Below are 20,523 nucleotides of genomic sequence, written 5' to 3'. Positions count from 1 at the left end.
CAAAGGAGAGTGGAGACATGTTTTGGAAAAAGGACAGAGGATCGGCACAGCAAGAGACAGCAGCGACAGCAGTGGCCGTGCCAGCGGCCGAGGAAAACAGCCATGAACAGCAACGGGAGGAATTGCTCGCCATCTATGAGCAGATGGGAGCGCTCCTCGCTCAAAACGGCGAAGTGAACGACCAGCATGACAAACTCGCCTATCTGGCAGCCCAGATGAAAATCGTGGTCGAAAATATCAAGCGCATCAACGAAAGTGACGATGAATCGGCGAATCAGCTCCACGTAACAGGGGACCGCCTGTCGGCTATCTGCCGGCAATCGATGGAGAGGGCGGAAGCCGGCAAATCCGCGATTACGGAAGTCGTGGAAGTGATGAGTCTGCTGGACGAGGATTCTGTCCGTACATCCCGTTCCATGAGCCGGCTGGAGGATCGCTCGTCGGAAATTACGAGCATCGTCAAGGTCATTAGCGACATCGCCAACCAGACCAATCTGCTGGCGCTCAATGCCGCGATCGAAGCGGCACGCGCCGGGGAACAGGGAAGAGGCTTTGCAGTCGTGGCAGACGAGGTGCGCAAGCTGGCTGAGATGACGGCCAACTCGACCAAGTCGATCGCCGAGCTGATCGGCAAAATTCAGGAAGAGACGAAAGAAGCGCTGGCCAACAGCGAAAAAAGCAGTGCGGCCATCAAGAACGGCCTGGCCATCAGTCAGGATGCCTCTTCCAAGATGGAGGGCATTGTAAACGCCTTCCACGAAGTGAACAAAGAAGTCTCCGCGGTAGGGACGATCATCGAACACCAAAAACAATTCGCCGATGAAGTATCCGGACAGGTGAACGAAGCCATCCGGCTGTTGAACGAGTTGGACGCGGGCCTTACCAGCCACGTGAGGGAAACCCGGGAAGTTCACAGACTCTTGCAAGCAAGCTGCGAAGAAGTGAAGAAAGTGTTGGCCGAGTAGTCACCTAACCCGTGTAAAACAGGGACTTATAGAAAACTTTCATTCGATGCTCCATGCATGTTTGGTCTGAAGTACGGAAAACGACGTCATTTCTATGGATGGAAATTCATGTCAGATTTCGCAATGAACGGGCAAACCCATTGAAATGGGGCGACGCAAAGCCACGAGCATGTGCGTGATTGCCGGGGGAGCCGGGCTGCCAATATGCAGGTTTTATAAAATGATAAGCGGCTCTTTCCTGACAAAGGGAGCCGCTTTTTTTGCTGAATCGGGACACATAAGCTTCTCCGACCTTGATCCTGATCCACCATGGACAACCTTTCTCTAAAACGCGTTCGCTCATCCTTGAAGCGGAATAGGGCAGTGACACGATCAAAATCCAACCATTATAAAGGATCAGCGAAGAGAAATGGTTACAAAACGGTAAAATTGTTAGAAAATTACTATAATTAGCATGGCGGCTGTAACAAAACGTCCTTCACCCCAGTCATACAGGTGAAGGACGTTTTTGGGTCTGGGGCACATCCGCAAGAAAAGAATCGATGAACAGGGGGATGACATGATCAAGCGAGGACGCATTATTCTCATCTTGTTTATCGCCGCAGTCACCGCTCTATTTTCGGGAGATATCGACGCGATTGCCAGCCCGAACCCTTGGACAAAGCCGATCGAGAAGGAGAGCACCGATTCGGTGAAAGGCGGGATTCACAAGAAGCAGCAATACACGTTTGGCGACGGCGATTTTTATTGGATCCACCAAATTACAGCGAAACAAACCGAGAAGCCGTACCGGATCACCGTTCCCATCAAAGGGCAGGATGTCACCTTTCGCTATCGGGCGTTGTCGGAGTCGCGGCAGCCGTATTGGGCTTCCGTGAACCTGCGTGACGTCCAGGCATTGCCGCCAGCCTCCGGTTTTATCGAGACCGCCGGCAAGACGATTTGGCTGGGAAAACCGATCGTCTACGTTCCTGTCGGAAGAGGGACGATTGACGAAAAACGGGAGCTGGCCCCGTCCGTCTACGTGAAAAGGTCGGCCTACGGCTACGAATTGCAAATCGATTTGCCCGTGAGAGCCGGCCATGTCAGCGAGATGTGGGCGCTGGAATCGGCTGAGCCGCTCGTGGCCTGGGGAAAAGAGTCCCTGGACAAAATTTGGCTCACGCTGGATGTGACGGACAATGCCAAGTGGCTGTACGACGGCTACTACTACAAAAGCCCTTCGACCTATGAGCCGTACACCGAAACCTCCTACTGGCGCATTCCGGAAAACTATGTACTGCGCTCATTCCTCTACACAGGAGGGAGCGACGCGGCGCACAATATGGGCTATGTGATGCTGAAGGCGAGCCTGAAACAGCAAGAACAGACAGGGTACTGGAAGTCATTGCCCCGTTCTCAATGGCTGAGCGGAGACTACGGAATTCCCGAAGGCTTTTACGATACGCGTTTCAATACAGGCGCGGCGGATCTGATGCTCAAAGGCTGCGTGCAATACCAGGAAGCGGACTTTTGCGGTTCGGCACAAAAATACGCTGCTTTTTTCCAGCAGCATGCCGTGGGCAATCACTACGTCGTGGAAGGACTCACGCCAGGGTGGCTGGTGGCAGACTACGCCTCCGTCGGCCGGGATGCGCAGACCCATGTGTCCCTCAATCACCAGCTCGCCGAAATCAACTTCCTGTATGCCAGCTATTTGCAATTTGGCAATCCTACTGATAAGGACCTGGCAGACATCATGCTTGCGGGGGTCATCAATCTGGGAAGCAAATGGATCTTGGCCAACGGCGACCTGCACTACGCCTATTTCCCGGACGGCAGCTTCGGGAGGGCGGATTACCCGTACCTGACCTACAATGACCTGCTGGAAACACAGCGACTCTACGTCCTTCTGCACGGCATCGAGGAGCCGACGATCACCAGGCTGATTGAGAGCAAACTGGCCTGGATGAAACAAAACAATGTAGCGTATCTTCCGGCGAATTAAATCGAAGTGCGCCAAAAAGGGCAGTCTCACGTCATACGATGACGAGAAGGCTGCCCTTTTCTTGTGTGGGAGGCAGCACTCTATCATGCGGCCGCCTGTTTTTCCGAAAGGGAGGTTCGAATACATGTTTTGCATATTTTGCTATAAAAAGGGAAAATTTTCTTCCGGATTGCGATCCTGCGCTCGGCCTGGCGGGTGAGCGGTCAGGCTTCGACTTTTTGGAGAGCAAACACGGTCAAAAAGCTGACAGCCTCGCGCAGCTCCACCCGAAGGCGGCCCGCGATGTCAGGTGTCACGCCTTCCTTGTAGACAGGCTCTTCCTCCAGAAGCTGAAAGCCGTTTTCCGTAGCGAGCTGTTTGGCTTCCCATGGCATCATCGTGTTTTGGATCGTCTGTTCGTCGTACAAACGGCGGTAGCTGTGAGCGCGGGGACCAGCCGTCGGCCCCAGGATGCCGAGCACAAGAACTCCTCCGGGTATAAGCACACGCCGAAGCTCGCGAATCGCCTTCAGTGGAGACGGAGTGAATTCGACTACGTTGATGGACAGGACGCCGGCGAACGTGTCATCCGCAAAAGGCAATCGGCTGATATCCCCGGTCTGGAAGGGAATAGCCAACCCGGCCTGTTTTGCCCGGTCATTGGCAAGGCGAATCATTTCCCCGGCAATGTCTACCCCTTCAACGTTGTATCCAAGGGTGGCCAGCTTGCAGCTTGCGTAGCCATCCGCACAGCCTGCATCGAGAATGGGACCGTCTGCAGGCGACACTTGGCGCTCAAAAAAAGGCAGGATGGTACGCCGACTTCCTTTTTCCCACATAGTATCGCTGTTCGAATGCCAGTCTGAAGCAAATTGGTCCCATTGCTCCGCAGCTTTTGTACTCCATTCGCTCATGGTTGGACTGCCCCTTTCTTGCCCGTTTGGGTATCCATATTGTACCAAGCAAACGCTCGATTGCGTACTTTATCCAATGAAAGCGTCTGTGCGTTTTCGCGTTATTCCGTGTTCTTGCACGAGTAAGCGTTTCCAATGTACTCTCAAGGTAACGACAAAATAATCCCAATCATCCAAAAAAAGGGACAATTCCATTTGTGAAAAACGGAGGGGTAACAATGGGCAACACCGATTTCTTCCCGATTCAGGACTGGGACTACCTGGAATTTTACGTAGGAAACGCGAAGCAGACGATGCACTACTTCGCCAAGGCATTTGGCTTCGAACCTGTCGCCTACGCAGGGCTGGAAACAGGATCGCGGGAAAAAGTCTCCTATGTTCTCAAGCAAAATCACATGACATTTGTGATCAGCGGGGCGCTCACGCCGGACAGCCCGATCGCCGAATTCGTGAAGAAGCACGGGGATGGCGTCAAGGATGTCGCGCTGCGGGTTGACGACTGCGAGCAGGCATACCGGGAAGCCGTATCCCGCGGAGCCATTCCGATTATGGAGCCGACAGAGTACGCGGATGAGCATGGGACCGTCAAGAAGGCCGTCATCGGTACGTACGGAGACAACGTTCATTCCTTCATCGAGCGGAAGAGCTACAACGGACCGTTCCTCCCCGGCTTCACCGCTTTTGCATCGCCGGTCAAGAGCGAGGGAACGGGAATGATTGGCATCGACCACATCGTCGGCAACGTGGAAGTAATGGATGAATGGGTGTCCTACTACCAGAAGGTGATGGGCTTCACTGCCGTGCAAAACTTTAGCGACGACGACATCTCCACCGAGTACTCCGCCTTGATGTCCAAGGTCATGCAGAGCGGTACGGGCCGGATCAAGTTTCCGATCAACGAGCCGGCGGAAGGGCGGCGCAAATCGCAAATCCAGGAGTTTCTCGAGTTCTACCACGGGCCGGGCGTGCAGCACATCGCGATTTTGACGGGGGACATCATCAGCACTGTGAGCAAGCTGCAAGCAAACGGCGTGGACTTCCTCTCCGTGCCGGATACGTACTACGAAGATTTGAAAGAGCGGGTAGGGGAGATTGATGAAGACATCGAGGCGCTGAAAAAACTGGGCGTCCTGGTGGACCGCGACGACGAGGGATACCTGCTGCAGCTGTTCAGCAAGCCGATCGTCGACCGTCCGACGCTGTTCGTGGAAATCATCCAGCGCAAAGGGGCGCGCGGCTTTGGCAACGGCAACTTCAAGGCGCTGTTCGAGGCGCTGGAGCGGGAGCAGGCGCGTCGGGGAAACTTGTAAATCAATAGGGTAACGAGAGGCAAACCCATCGGCTGCGGAAGCGGTTGATGGGTTTGTTTTGGTGTGGGGAGTGGCAGGGATCACGACTCCGCAGAGCGGCCGTCGAGCTTAATTCCGTACTTTTTGATCCGGCGCATCAGCAGCGATTGCGTGATGCCGAGCGCGGACGCGGCTTTGCGGGTGCTTTTATGCGTATGCAGAGCCTTGAGAATGATCTCTTGCTCAATGATTTCCATCCGTTCTATCAAAGAACCTTTTCCTGGCAGCGGCCACGGGCTCTCCCCCAGGTCGTGAATGCCCCTGAGCTCCTCCGGCAAATCCGCGATCTGAATCTCATCCTCTTTGGCGGTAATGACGATGCGCTCGACCATATTTTCCAGCTCCCGGACGTTCCCGGGCCAGTCGTAATGATGCAGGGCGTCGAGGGCTTCCGTACTGAAGCGGCGCCTTTGGCGGTGTTTGGCGTTAAAGGTCTGCAAGTAATGGTGCGCGAGCGGGAAAATGTCTTCCTTTCGCTCCCGCATCGGCGGTACGTGAATGGGCAGGACGTTGAGGCGGTAATACAGGTCGTGCCTGAATTTTCCGATTTTGACGAGCTCGAGCAGGCTGGCGTTGGTGGCCGCAATGATCCGGACGTCGGCTGTATAGGTCTTCGTCCCTCCGATGGGCATGAATGTTTTGTTTTGCAAGAGCAGCAGCAGCTTGGATTGCAGGTGGTAAGGAAGGTCGCTGATTTCGTCGAGGAAAAGCGTCCCCTTGTCCGCCATTTTGACGAGCCCCATCTTCCCGGAATGGCTGGCACCTGTGAACGCCCCTTTGTGGTAGCCGAACAGCTCGGATTCGATGAGCGTTTCGGGGATGGCGCTGCAGTTGACGTGGACAAAGGGCCCCCCACATCGGTCGCTTAGCTGGTGAATATGCTCGGCGAGAAAGCTCTTTCCTACCCCGGTCTCCCCCGTAATGAGCACCGTGGTATCGACGACCGCGACTTTTTTGACGAGCTCCAAAAGCGCGAGAAAGGAACGGCTGCTGCCGATCAGCGCATGCGAGAGGCTTTGATGGGCTTCGCGCTTTATGAGCCGGAGCTCTTCGCTGTATCGCTGCAGGAGCGACACGGTTTCCTCCAGCTGCGAGCTTGCACGGGCCGCTTCCGTAATGTCGCGGGAGTGAGCGACGATCAGCTCCGGTTTGCCTTCCTCATCCGGGATGATATGGCCCGTCACGAGAAATTTTCCTTTCTTGTTGACGAGCTGGATGGTGGTAGTCGGTTTTCCCGTCTCCATGACCAGGCGAGTAACAGAAGGCTTGTACACCCCCATGGCTTCCAAGTCGGCGACATTGCGGCCGATGAGCTCCGCTTTCGGAAAGCCGCACAAGTTTTCGCTCGCGTCGTTGAGCCAAAGTGTCGTGCCTTGCGCATCTGAGATGTAAATCCCGTCGGCCAGCGTATTGAAGATGGCAATCAGCTGGCTTGTCTTGAAATAGGCGATGATTTGGGCATCCTTTTCCATTTCCTCTACCCTCCATTTTTCATTGGATGTAAAAATATTCCTCCCATTGTAAAGTGAATCGCTATCGTCAACAAGTGAATCGGGATCGAATCGGCCGAAAAGCCGGTCCTGTTTGGCAAGCTCCGCATTCGGTCGAATCGGATTCGATTCACACTGCTGCTTTGGAGGAGCGGCTACTGGCAAATCGACGCTTTCATCAGTGGCACGGATTTTGCTTTTGGTAATCGACAGAACGAAAAAAACAGACAAAGTGAGAGAACAGGATTGGCAACGATGCTATCAAAATGGGTCTCGTTAGAAACGGCGATGCAGCATGTACGGGACGGAAGCGAAATCTTGTACGGCGGCTTCGGAGGAGTCGGATCGCCCCTTCTCTTGATCGACTTTCTCTTGCAAAAAGGAGTCCAGGATCTGACGCTCATCGGAAACGACGCCGGTTTTCCCGACTGGGGCATCGGCCGGCTCATCAACTCGGGAAGCGTCAAAAAGCTGGTGACCACCCATATGGGCTCGAATCCCGAAGCAGGTAGACGGATGATGGCCGGTCAGCTCGATGTGACCTTCTACCCACAAGGCATCCTGGCAGAAAAAATTCGATCGGGCGGGGTCGGCTTGGCCGGCATTCTTGTAGAAGAATACCGGCCAAGGGAAACGGAAGGAGATAGCATGGTCATCCAGGCAGGGGAAAGGCGCTATCTCGTGGAGCCTGCGATTACAGCGCAAATCGGCATCGTCTATGCCAGACGGGCGGACACCTACGGCAATCTGCAGTACGAAAAGTCGGCCCGAAACCTGAATCCGCTGGTCGCCATGGCCGCCGACATGACGATCGTCGAAGCGGAGGAAATCGTTCCTGTGGGCGAACTGGACCCGGAGCACATTGCGACACCGGGCGTTTTCGTGGATTACGTCGTAAAGAGCGCTGGAGGTGAGGGGTGATGGGACTTGGCATGGACGAGCGGTATATGATCGCGCGCCGCGCCGCGAAGGAAGTCGAGCCAGGCATGACCGTGAATCTCGGCATCGGGATCCCCGAACTGGTCGCTGATTTTATTCCGTCCGAGTGGGGTGTCATGTTCCACTCGGTCAACGGCATTCTCGGTCTGGGGCCTACCCCCGTCAAAGGGGAGGAGGACGCCCACCTCACGAACGCTGGCGGCGCCCCTGTCTCGCTCGTACCGGGGGCTTCGCTTTTCGATACGTCCGTCGCGTATGGCATCATCCGCAGGGGAAAGCTGGATGTCGCGTTCCTCGGCAGCCTGCAGGTGAGCCGCCGAGGGGATCTCGCCAACTGGATCGTGCCGGGGAAGCGCATCTACGGAATCGGAGGAGGTCTGGAGCTCGCGTATTGTGCCAGGAAAGTGATCGTCTTGATGAGCCATCTGAACGAAGCGGGGGAACCCAAAATTGTGACCGAATGCACGCTGCCTCTCACAGCCAGGAGATGCGCCGATATGATCATTACCGAGAGGGCGGTGATCCGGACGACAGCGGGAGGCCTCGTGCTAACCGAAGTCATGTACCCGTATACGCTGGAGGACGTCATCGCAAAGACGGGGGCCACTCTGCAAATATCCGAGCATCTTCAATTGCCGGACTAGCTGTCCGGGCGTGGAAGGAGGTGGATAGGAACAAAACCATTGTGAATGACAAGCGGTTGCAAGGCTTGCTCTATCGGGAAAACAAGGGGGAATCGAGATGAAAAAAACAGTAGGGTCTATTTGGATGTTGCTATTGTCGGTAGCGCTTTTTGCGACGGGATGTGCCCAGTCGGCGCCTGCGGGAGGAAGCGCCGGACAGGGGGACGCTCCTGCGGGGAACGCTGCCGCAATGACCAAGGAAGCAGGCGTGTTCACTTTTGCCGCGTCCGGTGAATACCAGCCGTTCAGCTATTTCAAGGACGGGCAACTGACGGGCTTTGACATCGAGATCGGCAATGAGATCGCGAAACGTCTGAATCTTCAGCCGAAACCGGTGACGTCTCCCTTCTCCGGCATTATCGCAGGCGTAAAAGAAGGCCGATACGACGCTGCCATTGCCAGTCATGCCATCACGGAAGAGCGCAGACAGCAGGTGGATTTCGCCGACCCCTACTACCTGTCGGGCGGGCAGCTCTTTACCCGCCCGGACGGCTCGATTGAAACACTGGAGCAGCTGAAAGGCAAGGAAGTGGCGGTAGCCCTGGGTACGACCCACGAAAAGATGGCACGCGAATACACGGACAACATCAAGACCTACGACAGCGATGTGACGGCCCTGCGTGCGCTGGAGCAGGGAAAGCACGACGTCGTGATCACGGACAGCGTCGTCGGCGAAATCGCGATTCAGCAAGGCCTGAAAATCAAAAAAAGCGGCGCGGCGCTGACTGAGGTGCAGCACGGCATTGCGGTCCGCAAAGGAAACACGGAGCTTTTGGCCAAGATCAATGAAGCGCTCAAGCAAATCCATGAAGACGGGACGTACCTTACGCTCAGCCAAAAATACTTCAACCGCGATATCAGCAAAAAGGACTAGCGCCGGAAACCACACGACCACGGCCTGCCGAGCATGATCGGGGCTGGGCAGGCTGATACCACTACAAGCGAGGGGGGCATAGAGTGCCCAGCATTGCTCACGTCATAGAAGAGTTGTTTCGCACCCTGCCGTTGTTCATGAAGCCGTTGCTCCTGACCTTTCAGCTTACCATCGCGTCCGTCGTGGCCGGGACGGTGATCGGTCTGCTCGTGGCGCTGTTGAAGGTCTCCAAGCTTCCGGGCGGGAGCTTCCTGGCCAATTTGTACATCACTGTCATTCGGGGGACTCCCTTGATCGTACAAATCTTTGTGCTCTATTTCGGTTTTTACAAAGTGATCGACCTCGGCCAGTTTTGGTCGGCCGCGCTTGCCTTGGCCGTGCACAGCGGGGCGTACATCGCCGAGATTTTCCGCGGAGCGATCCAATCCATCGACAAGGGGCAAATGGAAGCGGGTCTTTCTCTCGGGATGTCTTCCGCACAGACGATGCGCCGCATCATTTTGCCTCAAGCGCTGAAGAGGTCGGTGCCGCCGCTTGGCAACCAATTCATCTTGTCGCTCAAGGAGTCGTCGCTTGCCGCTTTTATCGCCATGGATGAACTGTTCTCCATGGCACGCCGCCTGTCCGCGGAGACGTTCGATGAGATGACGTTCTTTTTGATCGTGGCTCTCTATTATTTGGTGATCGTGATGCTCTTTACGTATGTCGTCGAGAGGATGGAGCGCCGCATGGCCAAAGGGGACTAGAAAGAGGGGAGGGGCGTACGATGAAGCAGGAAATGATTCGCGTGCAAAATCTGAGGAAAAGCTTCGGGAACCAGGAGGTGCTGAAGGACGTAAGCCTGACAGTGAACAAGGGCGAAGTGGCCGTGCTGATCGGCGCCAGCGGATCGGGGAAAAGCACGCTCATCCGGTGCATCAATTTTTTGGAAATCAAGGACGGGGGAGAGATCTTCCTCGAAGGGAGGGCGATCGATCCGAAGAAGGACGACCTGACCCGTGTGCGCCAGAAGGTAGGCATGGTGTTTCAGCACTTCAACCTGTTTCCCCACAAAACCGTTCTGGAGAACATCATGGAGGCCCCGCTGGTGGTACGGAAGCCGAATAAAGAGGAGCTGCAAAGCGAGGCCATCCAGCTGTTGCGAAAGGTAGGGCTGGAAGACAAAGCGGGAGTCTACCCCGCCAGCCTCTCCGGGGGCCAGAAGCAGCGGGTCGCGATTGCGCGGTCGCTGGCGATGAAACCGGACGTCATGCTGTTTGACGAGCCTACTTCCGCTCTCGATCCCGAGCTGGTGGGAGAGGTGCTGGAGACGATGAAGCAGCTCGCCAAGGAAGGGATGACCATGATCATCGTGACGCATGAGATGGGCTTCGCCCGGGATGTAGCGGACTTCGTCGCGTTCATGAATCAGGGGAGGATCATCGAGCTGGCGCCGCCGCAGGAGATCTTCAACCAGCCGAAGGAAGAGCGTACCCGAGAGTTTTTAAATCGAGTCTTGTAAGCGGAAAAGCGATGGTGCAGGCCATTCGCTTTTTTCTTTGGGATGGGTGTTTCAATTTTCAGGCAAGTGTTGACCGGAACTTTCGCTACCGCCCATAATAAGGAAAAGAAAACGCTTTTACAGCAGGGGGGAAGACCCGTGGATCTAGGCTTGATGATGCCGCTGGCGGAGCGGACGGCTGTCCTTATCGTCGCTGCCTTGTTGTTTACGCGCGTCCGCGCTTTTCGCAGCATTTTGAACCAGCAGGCTACGTGGAGGGAAAAGGCCGTCATGGTGCTGATCTTCTCCGCGATTTCCATTTTGGGTACCTACAACGGCATCTGGTACCAGGATGCCATCGCCAACTCGCGGGTCATCGGCACAGTGGTGGCGGGTCTCCTGGCAGGGCCGTGGGTCGGCCTTTTGACCGGCCTTGTTGCGGGCATCCACCGCTATTCTCTCGGGGGCTTTACGGATCTGGCGTGCGCTATTTCCACGATCAGCGAAGGCTTGATCGCGGGCTTGATCTACCAGTTTCAGCGCAACCGCCAGCAGGAAATCGGCTGGAGGACCGCTCTGTGCGTCGGATTTTTCGCAGAGTGGATGCAGATGGGAATCATTTTGCTGGTCGCCCGCCCTTACGCCGATGCGCTGGCGCTCGTGCAGTTCATCAGCATCCCGATGTCCGTCGTGAATTCGCTCGGGATCGCCATCCTGGTCATCATTATCGATTTAGTCAAAAAAGAGGAGGACCGGATCGGCGCACTGCAGGCACAGAGGACGATGCAGGTCGCGGACAAGACTCTCTCGTATTTGCGGGAAGGCCTGACCTTTGATTCGGCGCGGAAGGTCGCGGAAGAAATCTTGCGCACGACGCGCGTGGCAGCCGTGGCGATCACGGATACGAAGACCGTCCTGGCCCATGTCGGAGCGGGCTCGTCCCATCATGTGGTGGGCGAGGGGATCACGACCAAAGCGACGCAAGCGGTGCTGGACACCCGTGAGCTGATGATCGCCAAGAGCCGGGACGAAATCGGCTGCAAGGAGTCCAACTGCCCCTTGCGCTATGCCATCCTCGTGCCGCTGATGCGCAGGCGCGAGGTCGCCGGGGTCCTGAAGCTGTACCAGGATCGCTCCCGCAAGCTGTCCGCCGTCGATCTGGAGCTCGTCCGAGGACTCGGCAACCTCATCTCGACACAGCTCGAGCTGGCGGAGCTGGAGAAGCAGTCACGGCTGCTGGCGGACGCGGAGATCAAGGCATTGCATGCGCAGATCAACCCGCACTTTTTGTTCAACGCCCTAAATACGATCGTCTCGTTCATTCGCTTCCGTCCCGAGCAAGCGCGCGAGCTGCTCATCCACCTGGGGGAGTACTTCCGCCGCAACCTGCACGACTCCGGCGGCTACGTGAGCCTGGCGGAGGAGCTCGAGCACATCGAGGCGTACCTGGCGATCGAGCGCGCGCGCTTCGGAGAAAAGCTGCAGGTGAAGTACGACATCGAAGCCGGGGTGGAGCGGTTTGTCGTACCGGGCTTGATCCTGCAGCCATTGGTCGAGAATGCCGTCAAGCACGGGCTTTTGCCGAAACGCGAGGGGGGAACGGTCGCGATCAGGGCCAGGCGCACGGATGGACGAACGCTGGAGCTGACGGTCGCGGACGACGGCGTGGGGATGGACAAGGATCCTTTTGTCCCCGCACAGGATCGGACTGAAGGCAAGAGGCGGCTGTCCGGGATCGGCTTGTCCAATGTGAAGAGCCGTCTGCAATCGGTATACGGCCAACCGTACGGAATTGTCATCGAAAGCGTACCGGGCGAAGGAACGACCTGTGTCATCACATTGCCAGTAGGAGTGAATGCCGATGCTAAAAGTGTTCATCGTGGATGATGAAGCGCCTGCCCGTCTGGAGCTGCGGTATTTGCTGGAGCAATTTCCCGACGTGTCGGTGATCGGAGAGGCAGGAAGCGGGGAGGAAGCGATTGACTCGGTGCTGCAGCTCATGCCGGATGCCGTTTTTCTGGACATCCACCTGCAGGACCGGGACGGCGTGGACGTCGGCCAGGAGCTCTTGGAATCGATGGTGAAGCCGCCGGTCATCATTTTTGCCAGCGCGTACGAAATTCACGCCGTTCGCGCCTATGAGACCGATGCCATCGATTACATCGTCAAGCCGTTCAGCGAGACCCGTCTGGAAAAAACGGTGAACCGCGTGCGAAAACTGCTCCGGGCCGCCGATCCACCGCAGGCGGCTCCCCTTCTCGAGGAACAGCTGCAAGCGCTCCTGCAAAACTTCCTGGAGGACCAGCAGCCGCGCCGGATCCCCGTGGAGAAAAACGGCAAGATCATGCTGATCGACCCGGGTGACATCGTATACGCCACGTTGGATGGCCGCTATGCCAGCATTTATACCGCGGGCGAAAAGTATGCGACCTCCTTCACGCTGCAGGAGCTGGAGAGCCGCTTGTCGCCCAAGCACTTCTTTCGGACCCATCGGGCTTATATCGTCAACCTTTCGAAAACCGCTGAGCTCGTACCGTGGTTCAAGGGATCGATCCACCTGGTCATGCAGGACAATCGGCGCACGGAAATTCCCGTGAGCCGCAACGTCGTCAAGGAGCTGAAAAAGCGGCTTGGATTTTGAGCTCCTTTGCATGTTACACGTCCTTTCCCTTTGTGGAAAAGCTGCTACCATTGCCGAGGAAAAGCAGCAGGCGAAAGGTAGATACATAGAAGAGACGCCTGCCGTCGTTCAAGTATAGCCAACCATATGAAATAATCAGTTGATCTGAGCTGCCTTTCAGCGGTGTCTGGGACTTTATGTTGAGTTCGCAGATGCCGCTGCTTTTTTTTTTTTTCGGGGCTTTTAACCCGTGTTAATTCGACAAGAATCTGCAAATTTAATAGAAAAATATCGGAATATGACAAAAGATTGCAAAAGAAGATTTGATTTGAATTGACGAAAACCTATTAATCGGGTAGGATTTATAAGTAATTAGCGGACTGATGAAAAAAGAAACGGGAGGTGACGGAATGGAACTCGCTTTTGACCATATTGTTCATCTGGTTCAAGATCCTGTTGAAGCGGCTGCACATTTTCGGGCACATGGTCTTCATGCGCTTGAGGGCGGGCGGCATGCCAACTGGGGGACCTACAACTCACTTTGTTACTTTGATTTGAGCTATATCGAGTTTCTAGGCATTTTTAATCGGACGCTGGCGGAAGCGGAGCAGGAAAACCTGCTTGTTCGCGATAGCGCGAGGCGTCTGCCGAATCAGGAGGGGTTTGCCCGGATCGCTTTGCGGACAAAAGATATTGTGCGTACTGCCAGCCAACTGAAGGAGCGGGGGCTTCACGTGATCGGACCATTTCTAGGCAGCCGCGTTCGTCCGGATGGCAAGCATCTGGAATGGTCGATGCTGTTTGTCGAGTCAGAAGATTCTGCGCTTTCGCTTCCCTTTTTCATCCAATGGGGGGAATCGGATGCAGAGAGACGGATGGATTTACAAGAGCGCGGCGTCATTGCGCCGCATTCGATTGGGCAGCTTTCTCTTGGGGCGGTGAAGTTTGCTGTGAAAGATCTTGACCGCTGTGTGCAGCAATGGAGCAACTGGTTTGGCTTGGAGGCTGGTGAGACATATCACGATGAGAGCTTGCATGCGGCATGCAAAACGCTTCAGCTGCCAGGGGGAAATCTGGTGTTTTGCAGTCCGACAGGTAATGGAGCAGTGACGGAGATTCTCGATACACAGGGAGAAACACCATTCGCTCTTGAAGCGATCGGGTCTACCCGAGACCGCAGCATCCACTTGTTTGGAGCCACCTATGAATGCAAATCGATAGCGAATGACGAGAGGGGACATGGAGAATGAAAGCAGCGCTGATTGTACAGCACGGAGATCGCAGCAACTTGCAGGTAGGAGAGTATCCAAAGCCAGAGCCGGCGTCAGGCGAAGTGATTATTTCCGTGAAAGCATGCGGGCTCAATCACTTGGATATTTTTGTTCGACGGGGCATTCCGGGCAGGCATCTCGAATTGCCGCATATTTCTGGCGGTGACGTATCCGGCGTGATCGCAGAGGTCGGGGCCGATGTGACGAATGTGAAGGTAGGCGACCGCGTGCTGATCGACCCGCTCGTGCACGGCCAGGCATTGGGTGAGGACTTTACCGGCGGCTTGGCTGAATATGTCAAAGTTCCTGCGGTCAATTGCATCCCGCTGCCGGAAGACGTCTCCTTTGAAGAGGCTGCGGCTTTGCCGATCGCGTACGGCACGGCATGGCGGATGCTAATCACGAGAGGACAGATCAAGCTGAATGAAACCGTTTTGATTCTGGGCGCCAGCGGCGGGGTTGGAACGGCTGCCGTACAGATCGCCAAACTGGCCGGCGCGACGGTGATTGCAGCGGCGGGCTCGGATGAAAAGCTGGAGAAATTGAAGCAGCTCGGCGCGGATTACGTGATCAACTACAACAAAGAAGATTTCTCGAAGGAAGCGTGGCGGATCAGCGGCAAGAAAGGGGTCGACGTGGTCGTCGATTACACCGGAAAAGACACATGGCCCAAAAGCATACTGGCGACGAAAAAGGGCGGTCGCGTCCTGACGTGCGGGGCGACCACCGGATTTGAAGCAGCGACCGACCTGCGCTACGTATGGGTCCGTGAGCTGGCGCTTCTGGGCTCTAACGGGTGGGAAAGAAGCGATTTGGAACAGCTGCTCTCCCTCGTACGCTCCAAAAAACTGATCCCTGTAATCGACCGCATCCTTCCTTTGGAAGAGATTCGGGAAGCGCATCGCGTCATCGAAGAGCGTGAAATCTTTGGGAAGGTGATTGTCACGCCGTGAGTACCCCTTCTGGAAACTTTGGAGAACTGACGTACGAGGCCATGCTTTTGTCCCCTGACAAGACAGCAGTCATTTCGGAAGGGATCGAATTGACCTACCGCCAGCTTGATCAACGAATGAATCAAGCGGGACAGCTGTTTCAGCGATATGGCGTCCGAAAGGGAGATCGTGTCGCGATTCTGTTCCCAAACGATATTCGCTACCTGGAAATCTGCTTCGGCTTGATGCGAATCGGCGCTGTGCCATTGCCGTTGAACATCAAGCTGGGAAATGAAGCTTTGACCTATATTCTGCGTGATAGCGGAGCAAAGGTCCTCGTATTCCATGAGACGATGGCGGAAAAAGCGGCAGAATTGACGGATGCGACAGCGCTCGATCATTTGTTTGCAGCTAGCGATACCCGGTCGTTTCCCTTTGCTCACAGCTATGACCGATTGGTGGCACACATGCCCGTCTCGCTTTCGATCGTACCAATGGCAAGCGACGATCTGTGCCTGTTGATTTACACATCCGGTTCGACGGGGAACCCCAAGGGCTGCATGCTGACACACGGCGGGCAATGGTGGAATGCCGATACCAATCGCAAAGTGATCATGCTGGACCGGGATGACCGTGCACTGGTAGCCGTGCCGATGTACCACAAAAACGCCATGATCAACGCGGTGAAACCAGTCCTGATGGCCGGGGCGTCCATGGTGATTCTCCCTCGATTTGAACCGGCGGAGGTGGCGGCCGCAATTCATCAACACCGATGCACTTATACGACAGGCGTTCCGGCCATGTACAAGATGCTGCTCGCCCATGTAAAGGAAGAGCCGCGTTACGATTTATCGTCCCTGCGTTTCATCATTTGCGGTTCCTCGGAAGTGCCACCTGAGCTCGTATCCGAGCTGCGGGAGCGATTGGGTGTCGCGATCCTGGAGGCATACGGCTTGACGGAGGGCGGACCACAGGTACTTGTATCGCCGAGATGGGGCATCCACAAGCAAGGCTCCGCCGGGTTGCCGCTTCCGGATAGCGAAGTCAGGGTCGTCAGCACGGATGGGTCTAACCGGGTGCTGCCAGCCGGCGAAGTGGGAGAGCTCTGGGTCAAAAACCCTGGGGTAGCGAAAGGGTATTGGAATTTGCCTCAGTTGTCCAGGGAGCGCATTTCAGAGGATGGCTGGCTGAAAACCGGCGATCTGGTGCGATTGGACGAGGATGGATACGGCTACATCGTGGGCCGCAAAGACGACATGATGATCATCGGCGGGGAAAACGCGTACCCCAAGGAAATCGAAAACATTTTGCTGCGCCACCCCGAAATTGAGGACGTATGCGTAGTGGCCATTGCCCATGAGATGAAAGGGAAGGTGCCGGTCGCCTTTGTAAAAACGGTACGACTGTCTACTTTAACGGAACAGTCCGTTAAAGAGTATTACATCCGGAACGGTCCGGCATACAGCCATCCCCGCCAAGTGGTGTTTCTCGACGAAATGCCGCTCAATGGCACAGGCAAGATCAACAAGGCAGCACTCGTAGAGATGATCGCAGAAGAAAGGGGGGACCGCCATGTCAGTGGATCGTGAACGATTTCTCCAGATCTTGCAGCGTCCGCGTTACCATCAATTTCTCCAACTTTCACTGGAGGCAGTGGAGGAAGGGTATGTCAAGCTCAGGCTGCCATTCCGCGAAGAGCTCTTGGGAGATGAGGCGGACAGCTATATCCACGGCGGCGTGATTGCCTCACTGATCGATATTGCCGGTGACTTTGCCCTCATCAGCGTACATGGAAGAGGACTTCCGACGGTGGATTTGCGGGTCGATTACTTGCGTCCGGGGCGCAAGGAGGACCTCATCGCGACGGCAACCATCGTCAAAAATGGCCGTACGCTGGGCATCAGCGACATTGTGGTGGAAAATGATGCGGGACAAAAAATAGCGGTGGGCAGAGCGCTATACAGCACGCAGTAAGCCGACGAATTTAATCCAACCATCAAACTATTTACAACCATCTGGGGGAGAAACCAATGAAAAAGAAATGGCCTTTTGCATCGTCTGCACTCGTCGCATTGTCTCTGCTGGTGCTGGCAGGATGCGGCTCACAGAAAGCAGCAAGCGATACCGGAAGCGGACAGGGAGGCAGCAGCGATAAAGGCGACATTGTCATTGCCGTTGCGGGTCCCATGAGCGGTGACGGCGCCGAATACGGCAAAGCCTTCCAAGAAGGTGCTGAGCTGGCTGTTTCACAGTTCAATGAAAAAGGCGGATATGAGGGCCGGAAAGTCAAGATTGTCCTGGGCGATGACAAAAACGACCCCAAGGAAGCGGCAAACGTAGCCCAAAAGCTTTCATCGGATGAAAGTGTCGTGGCGGTGATCGGACATTGGAGCAGTTCTGCTACCTTTGCCGGGATCCCGATTTACAACCGCAGCAAGGTGCCGATGATCACGCCGACGGCATCGCACCCTGATATCACGAAGAAAGAGAACGAGTGGATTTTCCGCAGCTCCACCACCCAGGATCTCGAAGGGAAAAACCTCGCGGATTACGCAGTCAACAAGCTGAAGCACAAAAACATTGCAGTGCTCTATGTAAATTCGGATTGGGGCAAATCAAATGCGACCAGCTTTAAAAAATACGCGGAGGAATTCGGGGCAAACGTGGTCGGCTATGAGTCGTACCCGCCTGGACAAAGCATTGACTACACAGCGGCTCTGACAAAAGTGAAGGGCTTGAACCCTGATCTGATTTACCTGGGCAGCCTGTACAACGAAGGCGTCCTCATCATCAAGCAAGCGAAGGAAATGGGCATCCAGGCAGAATTCATGGGCGCGTCTCCATTCGCATCCGACGGTTTCCTGCAAGCGAAAGATGTGGTGGAAGGTGTTCGCTTGGACTCCCTGTTCTATCCGGAAGCGGATAACGAGCGCGTGAAAAAGTTTGTTGCCGATTTCAAACAGAAGTATGCTCACGATGGCGGCTATTTCAATGCACTTGCGTATGATGCCACCACGGCTGTTCTCGAAGGGATAAAGAACGGCGGCCCAACCCGCCAGGGCATCCGCGATGCGATGGCCAAAATCAATGGATTGCCTGTTGTCACGGGCGAAATCAAATTTGACGACAAACGGGATGACATCAACAAACCGTACTACAACCTGGTAGTGGAAAACGGCAAGTTTGTCATCGCGAAATAAGAGCCCGCACGGCAGATTGGGGCGTTACAGATGATTGTGCTTGAACAGCTGATAAACGGGCTTGCGCTCGGAGGGGTTTACGCCCTCATCGCTTTAGGCTTTACGCTCATTTTCGGCGTACTCCGCCTGTTTCATATGTCGCACGGCGATGTGTTCATGTTTTCCGGTTATCTCGTGATTTCCGTTGCTGTATTCGGTTTCGGGTCCCTGCCGCTGCCAATCGCCATCCTGCTCGGGATGGCGATTGCGGCCGTTATCGGGATGGGGGTGGAACGAGTGGCATTTCGTCCGTACCGCAAATCAAACGAGATTATCCCTTTGATCAGCGGAATCGGAATGTCATTGATCCTGCAAAACCTGGCGATCCTCATCTGGGGGCCAGGGCAAATCAACTACCATTTGGAGAGCGGAATCGGCGACTTCAAGCTGGGCTCGATCCAAATGAGCGGGGTGCGCATCGTCATTTTGCTTGCGTGCGTCGTCATCGTTTTTTTGTTTAACTACTGGCTGTATAAAACAAGGACTGGCCGTGCGGTTCGGGCGACGGCGATCGATCCGGAAACCGCCAGCATGATGGGAATCAGGCCGACCATGATCATTCTGATTACCTTTGCGGTAGGGTCCGCGCTTGCAGGGGCAGCGACCGTATTGGTGGGCGCTCTGTACGGTGCGATCTATCCGTCTTTCGGATTTTCGATGGGGCTCAAGGCATTCGCTGCTTCCATGCTGGGCGGCTTAGGCAATATGACCGGAGCTGTCCTTGGCGGACTGATTCTGGGCGTGCTGGAGGTCTTTACCGCAGGGTATGTGAATGTAGCCTATCAAGATGCGATTGCGATGACGATTCTTATCGGTGTGCTGTTGATTCGTCCCAATGGAATTCTCGGGAAGTCGGTGGAGGAGAAACTATGAAGAAAAAACTCGCGCTTGCTCTTCTGCTGCTGCTCTTTCTTTTGCTGCCTTTCGTGATTACCAGCTCGTATGTGATCCGTATCGGGGTCATTTCCTGCATCTTTTCGATTTTGGCGCTTAGCCTGGGGATGCTCGTCGGACAAATCAAGCTGGTCTCGGCTGGCCATGCCGCTTTCTTCGGGATCGGGGCGTATACTTCAGCTCTCTTGACGACTCGCGTCGAGCTTCCGTTTTTGGGAGGGCTTGTCTCGGCTATTTTGCTGACGGCCTTGATCGGCTTTTTGTTCTCGATCCCCATCCTCAAATTAAAAGGGCACTATTTGTCCGTGGGGACGCTCGCCTTCGGAATTGTCGTGCAAGTCATCATGCTGAACTGGGAGAGCGTCACGAATGGGCCCAATGGCGTCCCCGGCGTACCGTTCCCTTCCCTGTTTGGCGCGGAACTGGATAGCGACGTGAAGATGTATTATTTTGTGCTGGTTCTCCTGGTGCTGGTTTTGCTCGGACTTTCCCGTCTGTACCGATCACCAATCGGGCGGGCATTCAACTATATTCGCGAAGACGAAGTGGCGGCGTCCACTATCGGGATTCGGGTGGTGCGTTACAAGGTGCTCGGCTTCACGCTCTCTGCGGGCCTGGCTGGTTTGGCTGGAAGCCTCTTTGCTCATTACATGGCGTTTATCAACTACGATACCTTTAGTCCGATGGAATCCTTCATGGTTTTGGCGATGGTCGTGGTTGGCGGCATGTCTACGCTGATGGGACCGGTGCTCGGCGCCTTTATCCTTTCTACGCTGCCGGAGCTGCTGCGCGACCTGTCCGATTATCGGATGCTTCTGTACGGTGTCATTTTGGTGCTGATCCTGCTGCTTCGTCCGCAAGGGATTCTTGGCAAAAAGGCATCCTGATAAGGGCGTAACCACCGACG

General features: G+C 55.3%; 19 protein-coding genes and 1 riboswitch. Of the genes, 17 read left to right on the top strand and 2 right to left on the bottom strand.

The genetic code is table 11. From position 1 onward, the window contains the following. Positions 1 to 17 precede the first annotated feature (17 nt). Positions 18 to 965 carry a methyl-accepting chemotaxis protein gene (locus RGB73_RS22590; RefSeq protein WP_310764969.1) on the top strand — a complete coding sequence of 316 codons (948 nt, stop codon included), beginning with the start codon at positions 18 to 20 and terminating at the stop codon, positions 963 to 965. A gap of 120 nt (positions 966 to 1,085) precedes the next feature. After that, positions 1,086 to 1,169, top strand: a riboswitch (cyclic di-GMP riboswitch). 355 nt (positions 1,170 to 1,524) lie between these two features. After that, entirely contained in the window at positions 1,525 to 2,952 is a 1,428-nt protein-coding gene (locus tag RGB73_RS22585; protein WP_310764968.1) for a hypothetical protein, read from the top strand. A gap of 203 nt (positions 2,953 to 3,155) precedes the next feature. Here the strand turns inward: RGB73_RS22585 and RGB73_RS22580 are convergent, their stop codons facing one another. Further along, positions 3,156 to 3,845, bottom strand: coding sequence for a class I SAM-dependent methyltransferase (locus RGB73_RS22580; RefSeq protein ID WP_310764967.1), 690 nt, complete (start codon positions 3,843 to 3,845; stop codon positions 3,156 to 3,158). A gap of 218 nt (positions 3,846 to 4,063) precedes the next feature. On the opposite strand from RGB73_RS22580, the gene hppD reads away from it, so the two are divergent. After that, the gene (gene hppD, locus RGB73_RS22575; RefSeq protein ID WP_310764966.1) at positions 4,064 to 5,155 is read left to right on the top strand and encodes a 4-hydroxyphenylpyruvate dioxygenase; all 1,092 of its coding nucleotides are present in this window, start codon (positions 4,064 to 4,066) and stop codon (positions 5,153 to 5,155) included. Between the two features lie 80 nt (positions 5,156 to 5,235). Here hppD and RGB73_RS22570 read toward each other — a convergent pair whose 3' ends face one another. After that, a complete protein-coding gene (locus tag RGB73_RS22570; protein ID WP_310764965.1) occupies positions 5,236 to 6,666 on the bottom strand; it encodes a sigma-54 interaction domain-containing protein in 1,431 nt (476 codons plus the stop codon). Positions 6,667 to 6,939: 273 nt separating this feature from the next. On the opposite strand from RGB73_RS22570, the gene RGB73_RS22565 reads away from it, so the two are divergent. The 14 genes from RGB73_RS22565 (at position 6,940) to RGB73_RS22500 (ending at position 20,503) form a co-directional block, all read left to right on the top strand. Next, the gene (locus RGB73_RS22565) at positions 6,940 to 7,605 is read left to right on the top strand and encodes a CoA transferase subunit A (protein WP_310764964.1); all 666 of its coding nucleotides are present in this window, start codon (positions 6,940 to 6,942) and stop codon (positions 7,603 to 7,605) included. Then, entirely contained in the window at positions 7,605 to 8,267 is a 663-nt protein-coding gene (locus RGB73_RS22560; RefSeq protein ID WP_310764963.1) for a 3-oxoacid CoA-transferase subunit B, read from the top strand. The genes RGB73_RS22565 and RGB73_RS22560 overlap by 1 nt, the downstream gene beginning before the upstream one ends. Before the next feature lie 97 nt (positions 8,268 to 8,364). Next, entirely contained in the window at positions 8,365 to 9,180 is an 816-nt protein-coding gene (locus tag RGB73_RS22555) for a transporter substrate-binding domain-containing protein (RefSeq protein ID WP_310764962.1), read from the top strand. A gap of 83 nt (positions 9,181 to 9,263) precedes the next feature. Next, complete coding sequence (locus RGB73_RS22550) at positions 9,264 to 9,926, top strand: amino acid ABC transporter permease (protein ID WP_310764961.1); 663 nt, start codon at positions 9,264 to 9,266, stop codon at positions 9,924 to 9,926. Between the two features lie 32 nt (positions 9,927 to 9,958). After that, a complete protein-coding gene (locus tag RGB73_RS22545) occupies positions 9,959 to 10,681 on the top strand; it encodes an amino acid ABC transporter ATP-binding protein (RefSeq protein ID WP_396136230.1) in 723 nt (240 codons plus the stop codon). Between the two features lie 153 nt (positions 10,682 to 10,834). After that, positions 10,835 to 12,547, top strand: coding sequence for a LytS/YhcK type 5TM receptor domain-containing protein (locus RGB73_RS22540; protein ID WP_396136229.1), 1,713 nt, complete (start codon positions 10,835 to 10,837; stop codon positions 12,545 to 12,547). Next, positions 12,522 to 13,301, top strand: coding sequence for a LytR/AlgR family response regulator transcription factor (locus RGB73_RS22535; RefSeq protein WP_310764958.1), 780 nt, complete (start codon positions 12,522 to 12,524; stop codon positions 13,299 to 13,301). Before RGB73_RS22540 ends, RGB73_RS22535 begins: the two co-directional genes overlap by 26 nt. 389 nt (positions 13,302 to 13,690) lie before the next feature. Continuing rightward, a complete protein-coding gene (locus tag RGB73_RS22530; protein ID WP_310764957.1) occupies positions 13,691 to 14,530 on the top strand; it encodes a VOC family protein in 840 nt (279 codons plus the stop codon). Then, a complete protein-coding gene (locus tag RGB73_RS22525; RefSeq protein ID WP_310764956.1) occupies positions 14,527 to 15,504 on the top strand; it encodes a zinc-binding dehydrogenase in 978 nt (325 codons plus the stop codon). Before RGB73_RS22530 ends, RGB73_RS22525 begins: the two co-directional genes overlap by 4 nt. Next, a complete protein-coding gene (locus tag RGB73_RS22520) occupies positions 15,501 to 17,072 on the top strand; it encodes a class I adenylate-forming enzyme family protein (protein WP_310764955.1) in 1,572 nt (523 codons plus the stop codon). Before RGB73_RS22525 ends, RGB73_RS22520 begins: the two co-directional genes overlap by 4 nt. Beyond that, a complete protein-coding gene (locus RGB73_RS22515) occupies positions 17,056 to 17,457 on the top strand; it encodes a PaaI family thioesterase (RefSeq protein ID WP_310764954.1) in 402 nt (133 codons plus the stop codon). The genes RGB73_RS22520 and RGB73_RS22515 overlap by 17 nt, the downstream gene beginning before the upstream one ends. 56 nt (positions 17,458 to 17,513) lie before the next feature. Next, positions 17,514 to 18,683 (top strand): ABC transporter substrate-binding protein, encoded by a 1,170-nt coding sequence (locus RGB73_RS22510; protein WP_310764953.1) that lies wholly within the window; start codon positions 17,514 to 17,516, stop codon positions 18,681 to 18,683. Between the two features lie 30 nt (positions 18,684 to 18,713). Next, on the top strand, positions 18,714 to 19,595 hold the full coding sequence (locus RGB73_RS22505; protein ID WP_310764952.1) for a branched-chain amino acid ABC transporter permease: 882 nt from the start codon (positions 18,714 to 18,716) through the stop codon (positions 19,593 to 19,595). Further along, positions 19,592 to 20,503: a branched-chain amino acid ABC transporter permease gene (locus RGB73_RS22500; protein ID WP_310764951.1), complete on the top strand. Its 912-nt coding sequence runs from the start codon at positions 19,592 to 19,594 to the stop codon at positions 20,501 to 20,503. Before RGB73_RS22505 ends, RGB73_RS22500 begins: the two co-directional genes overlap by 4 nt. Positions 20,504 to 20,523 lie beyond the last annotated feature (20 nt).

The organism is Brevibacillus brevis (assembly GCF_031583145.1).
Taxonomy (GTDB): Bacteria; Bacillota; Bacilli; order Brevibacillales; family Brevibacillaceae; genus Brevibacillus; species Brevibacillus brevis_E.
Note: the sequence above shows the minus strand (reverse complement) of the source record. Positions and strands in the feature narration are given on the sequence as shown.

What these genes read in the sequence shown, in the direction of transcription:
- RGB73_RS22590 (WP_310764969.1), top strand. Translation starts at nt 18, where the DNA reads ATGTTTTGGAAAAAGGACAGAGGATCGGCACAGCAAGAGACAGCAGCG.
- RGB73_RS22585 (WP_310764968.1), top strand. Translation starts at nt 1,525, where the DNA reads ATGATCAAGCGAGGACGCATTATTCTCATCTTGTTTATCGCCGCAGTC.
- RGB73_RS22580 (WP_310764967.1), bottom strand. Translation starts at nt 3,845, where the DNA reads ATGAGCGAATGGAGTACAAAAGCTGCGGAGCAATGGGACCAATTTGCT.
- hppD (WP_310764966.1), top strand. Translation starts at nt 4,064, where the DNA reads ATGGGCAACACCGATTTCTTCCCGATTCAGGACTGGGACTACCTGGAA.
- RGB73_RS22570 (WP_310764965.1), bottom strand. Translation starts at nt 6,666, where the DNA reads ATGGAAAAGGATGCCCAAATCATCGCCTATTTCAAGACAAGCCAGCTG.
- RGB73_RS22565 (WP_310764964.1), top strand. Translation starts at nt 6,940, where the DNA reads ATGCTATCAAAATGGGTCTCGTTAGAAACGGCGATGCAGCATGTACGG.
- RGB73_RS22560 (WP_310764963.1), top strand. Translation starts at nt 7,605, where the DNA reads ATGGGACTTGGCATGGACGAGCGGTATATGATCGCGCGCCGCGCCGCG.
- RGB73_RS22555 (WP_310764962.1), top strand. Translation starts at nt 8,365, where the DNA reads ATGAAAAAAACAGTAGGGTCTATTTGGATGTTGCTATTGTCGGTAGCG.
- RGB73_RS22545 (WP_396136230.1), top strand. Translation starts at nt 9,959, where the DNA reads ATGATTCGCGTGCAAAATCTGAGGAAAAGCTTCGGGAACCAGGAGGTG.
- RGB73_RS22540 (WP_396136229.1), top strand. Translation starts at nt 10,835, where the DNA reads ATGATGCCGCTGGCGGAGCGGACGGCTGTCCTTATCGTCGCTGCCTTG.
- RGB73_RS22535 (WP_310764958.1), top strand. Translation starts at nt 12,522, where the DNA reads ATGCTAAAAGTGTTCATCGTGGATGATGAAGCGCCTGCCCGTCTGGAG.
- RGB73_RS22530 (WP_310764957.1), top strand. Translation starts at nt 13,691, where the DNA reads ATGGAACTCGCTTTTGACCATATTGTTCATCTGGTTCAAGATCCTGTT.
- RGB73_RS22525 (WP_310764956.1), top strand. Translation starts at nt 14,527, where the DNA reads ATGAAAGCAGCGCTGATTGTACAGCACGGAGATCGCAGCAACTTGCAG.
- RGB73_RS22515 (WP_310764954.1), top strand. Translation starts at nt 17,056, where the DNA reads ATGTCAGTGGATCGTGAACGATTTCTCCAGATCTTGCAGCGTCCGCGT.
- RGB73_RS22510 (WP_310764953.1), top strand. Translation starts at nt 17,514, where the DNA reads ATGAAAAAGAAATGGCCTTTTGCATCGTCTGCACTCGTCGCATTGTCT.
- RGB73_RS22505 (WP_310764952.1), top strand. Translation starts at nt 18,714, where the DNA reads ATGATTGTGCTTGAACAGCTGATAAACGGGCTTGCGCTCGGAGGGGTT.
- RGB73_RS22500 (WP_310764951.1), top strand. Translation starts at nt 19,592, where the DNA reads ATGAAGAAAAAACTCGCGCTTGCTCTTCTGCTGCTGCTCTTTCTTTTG.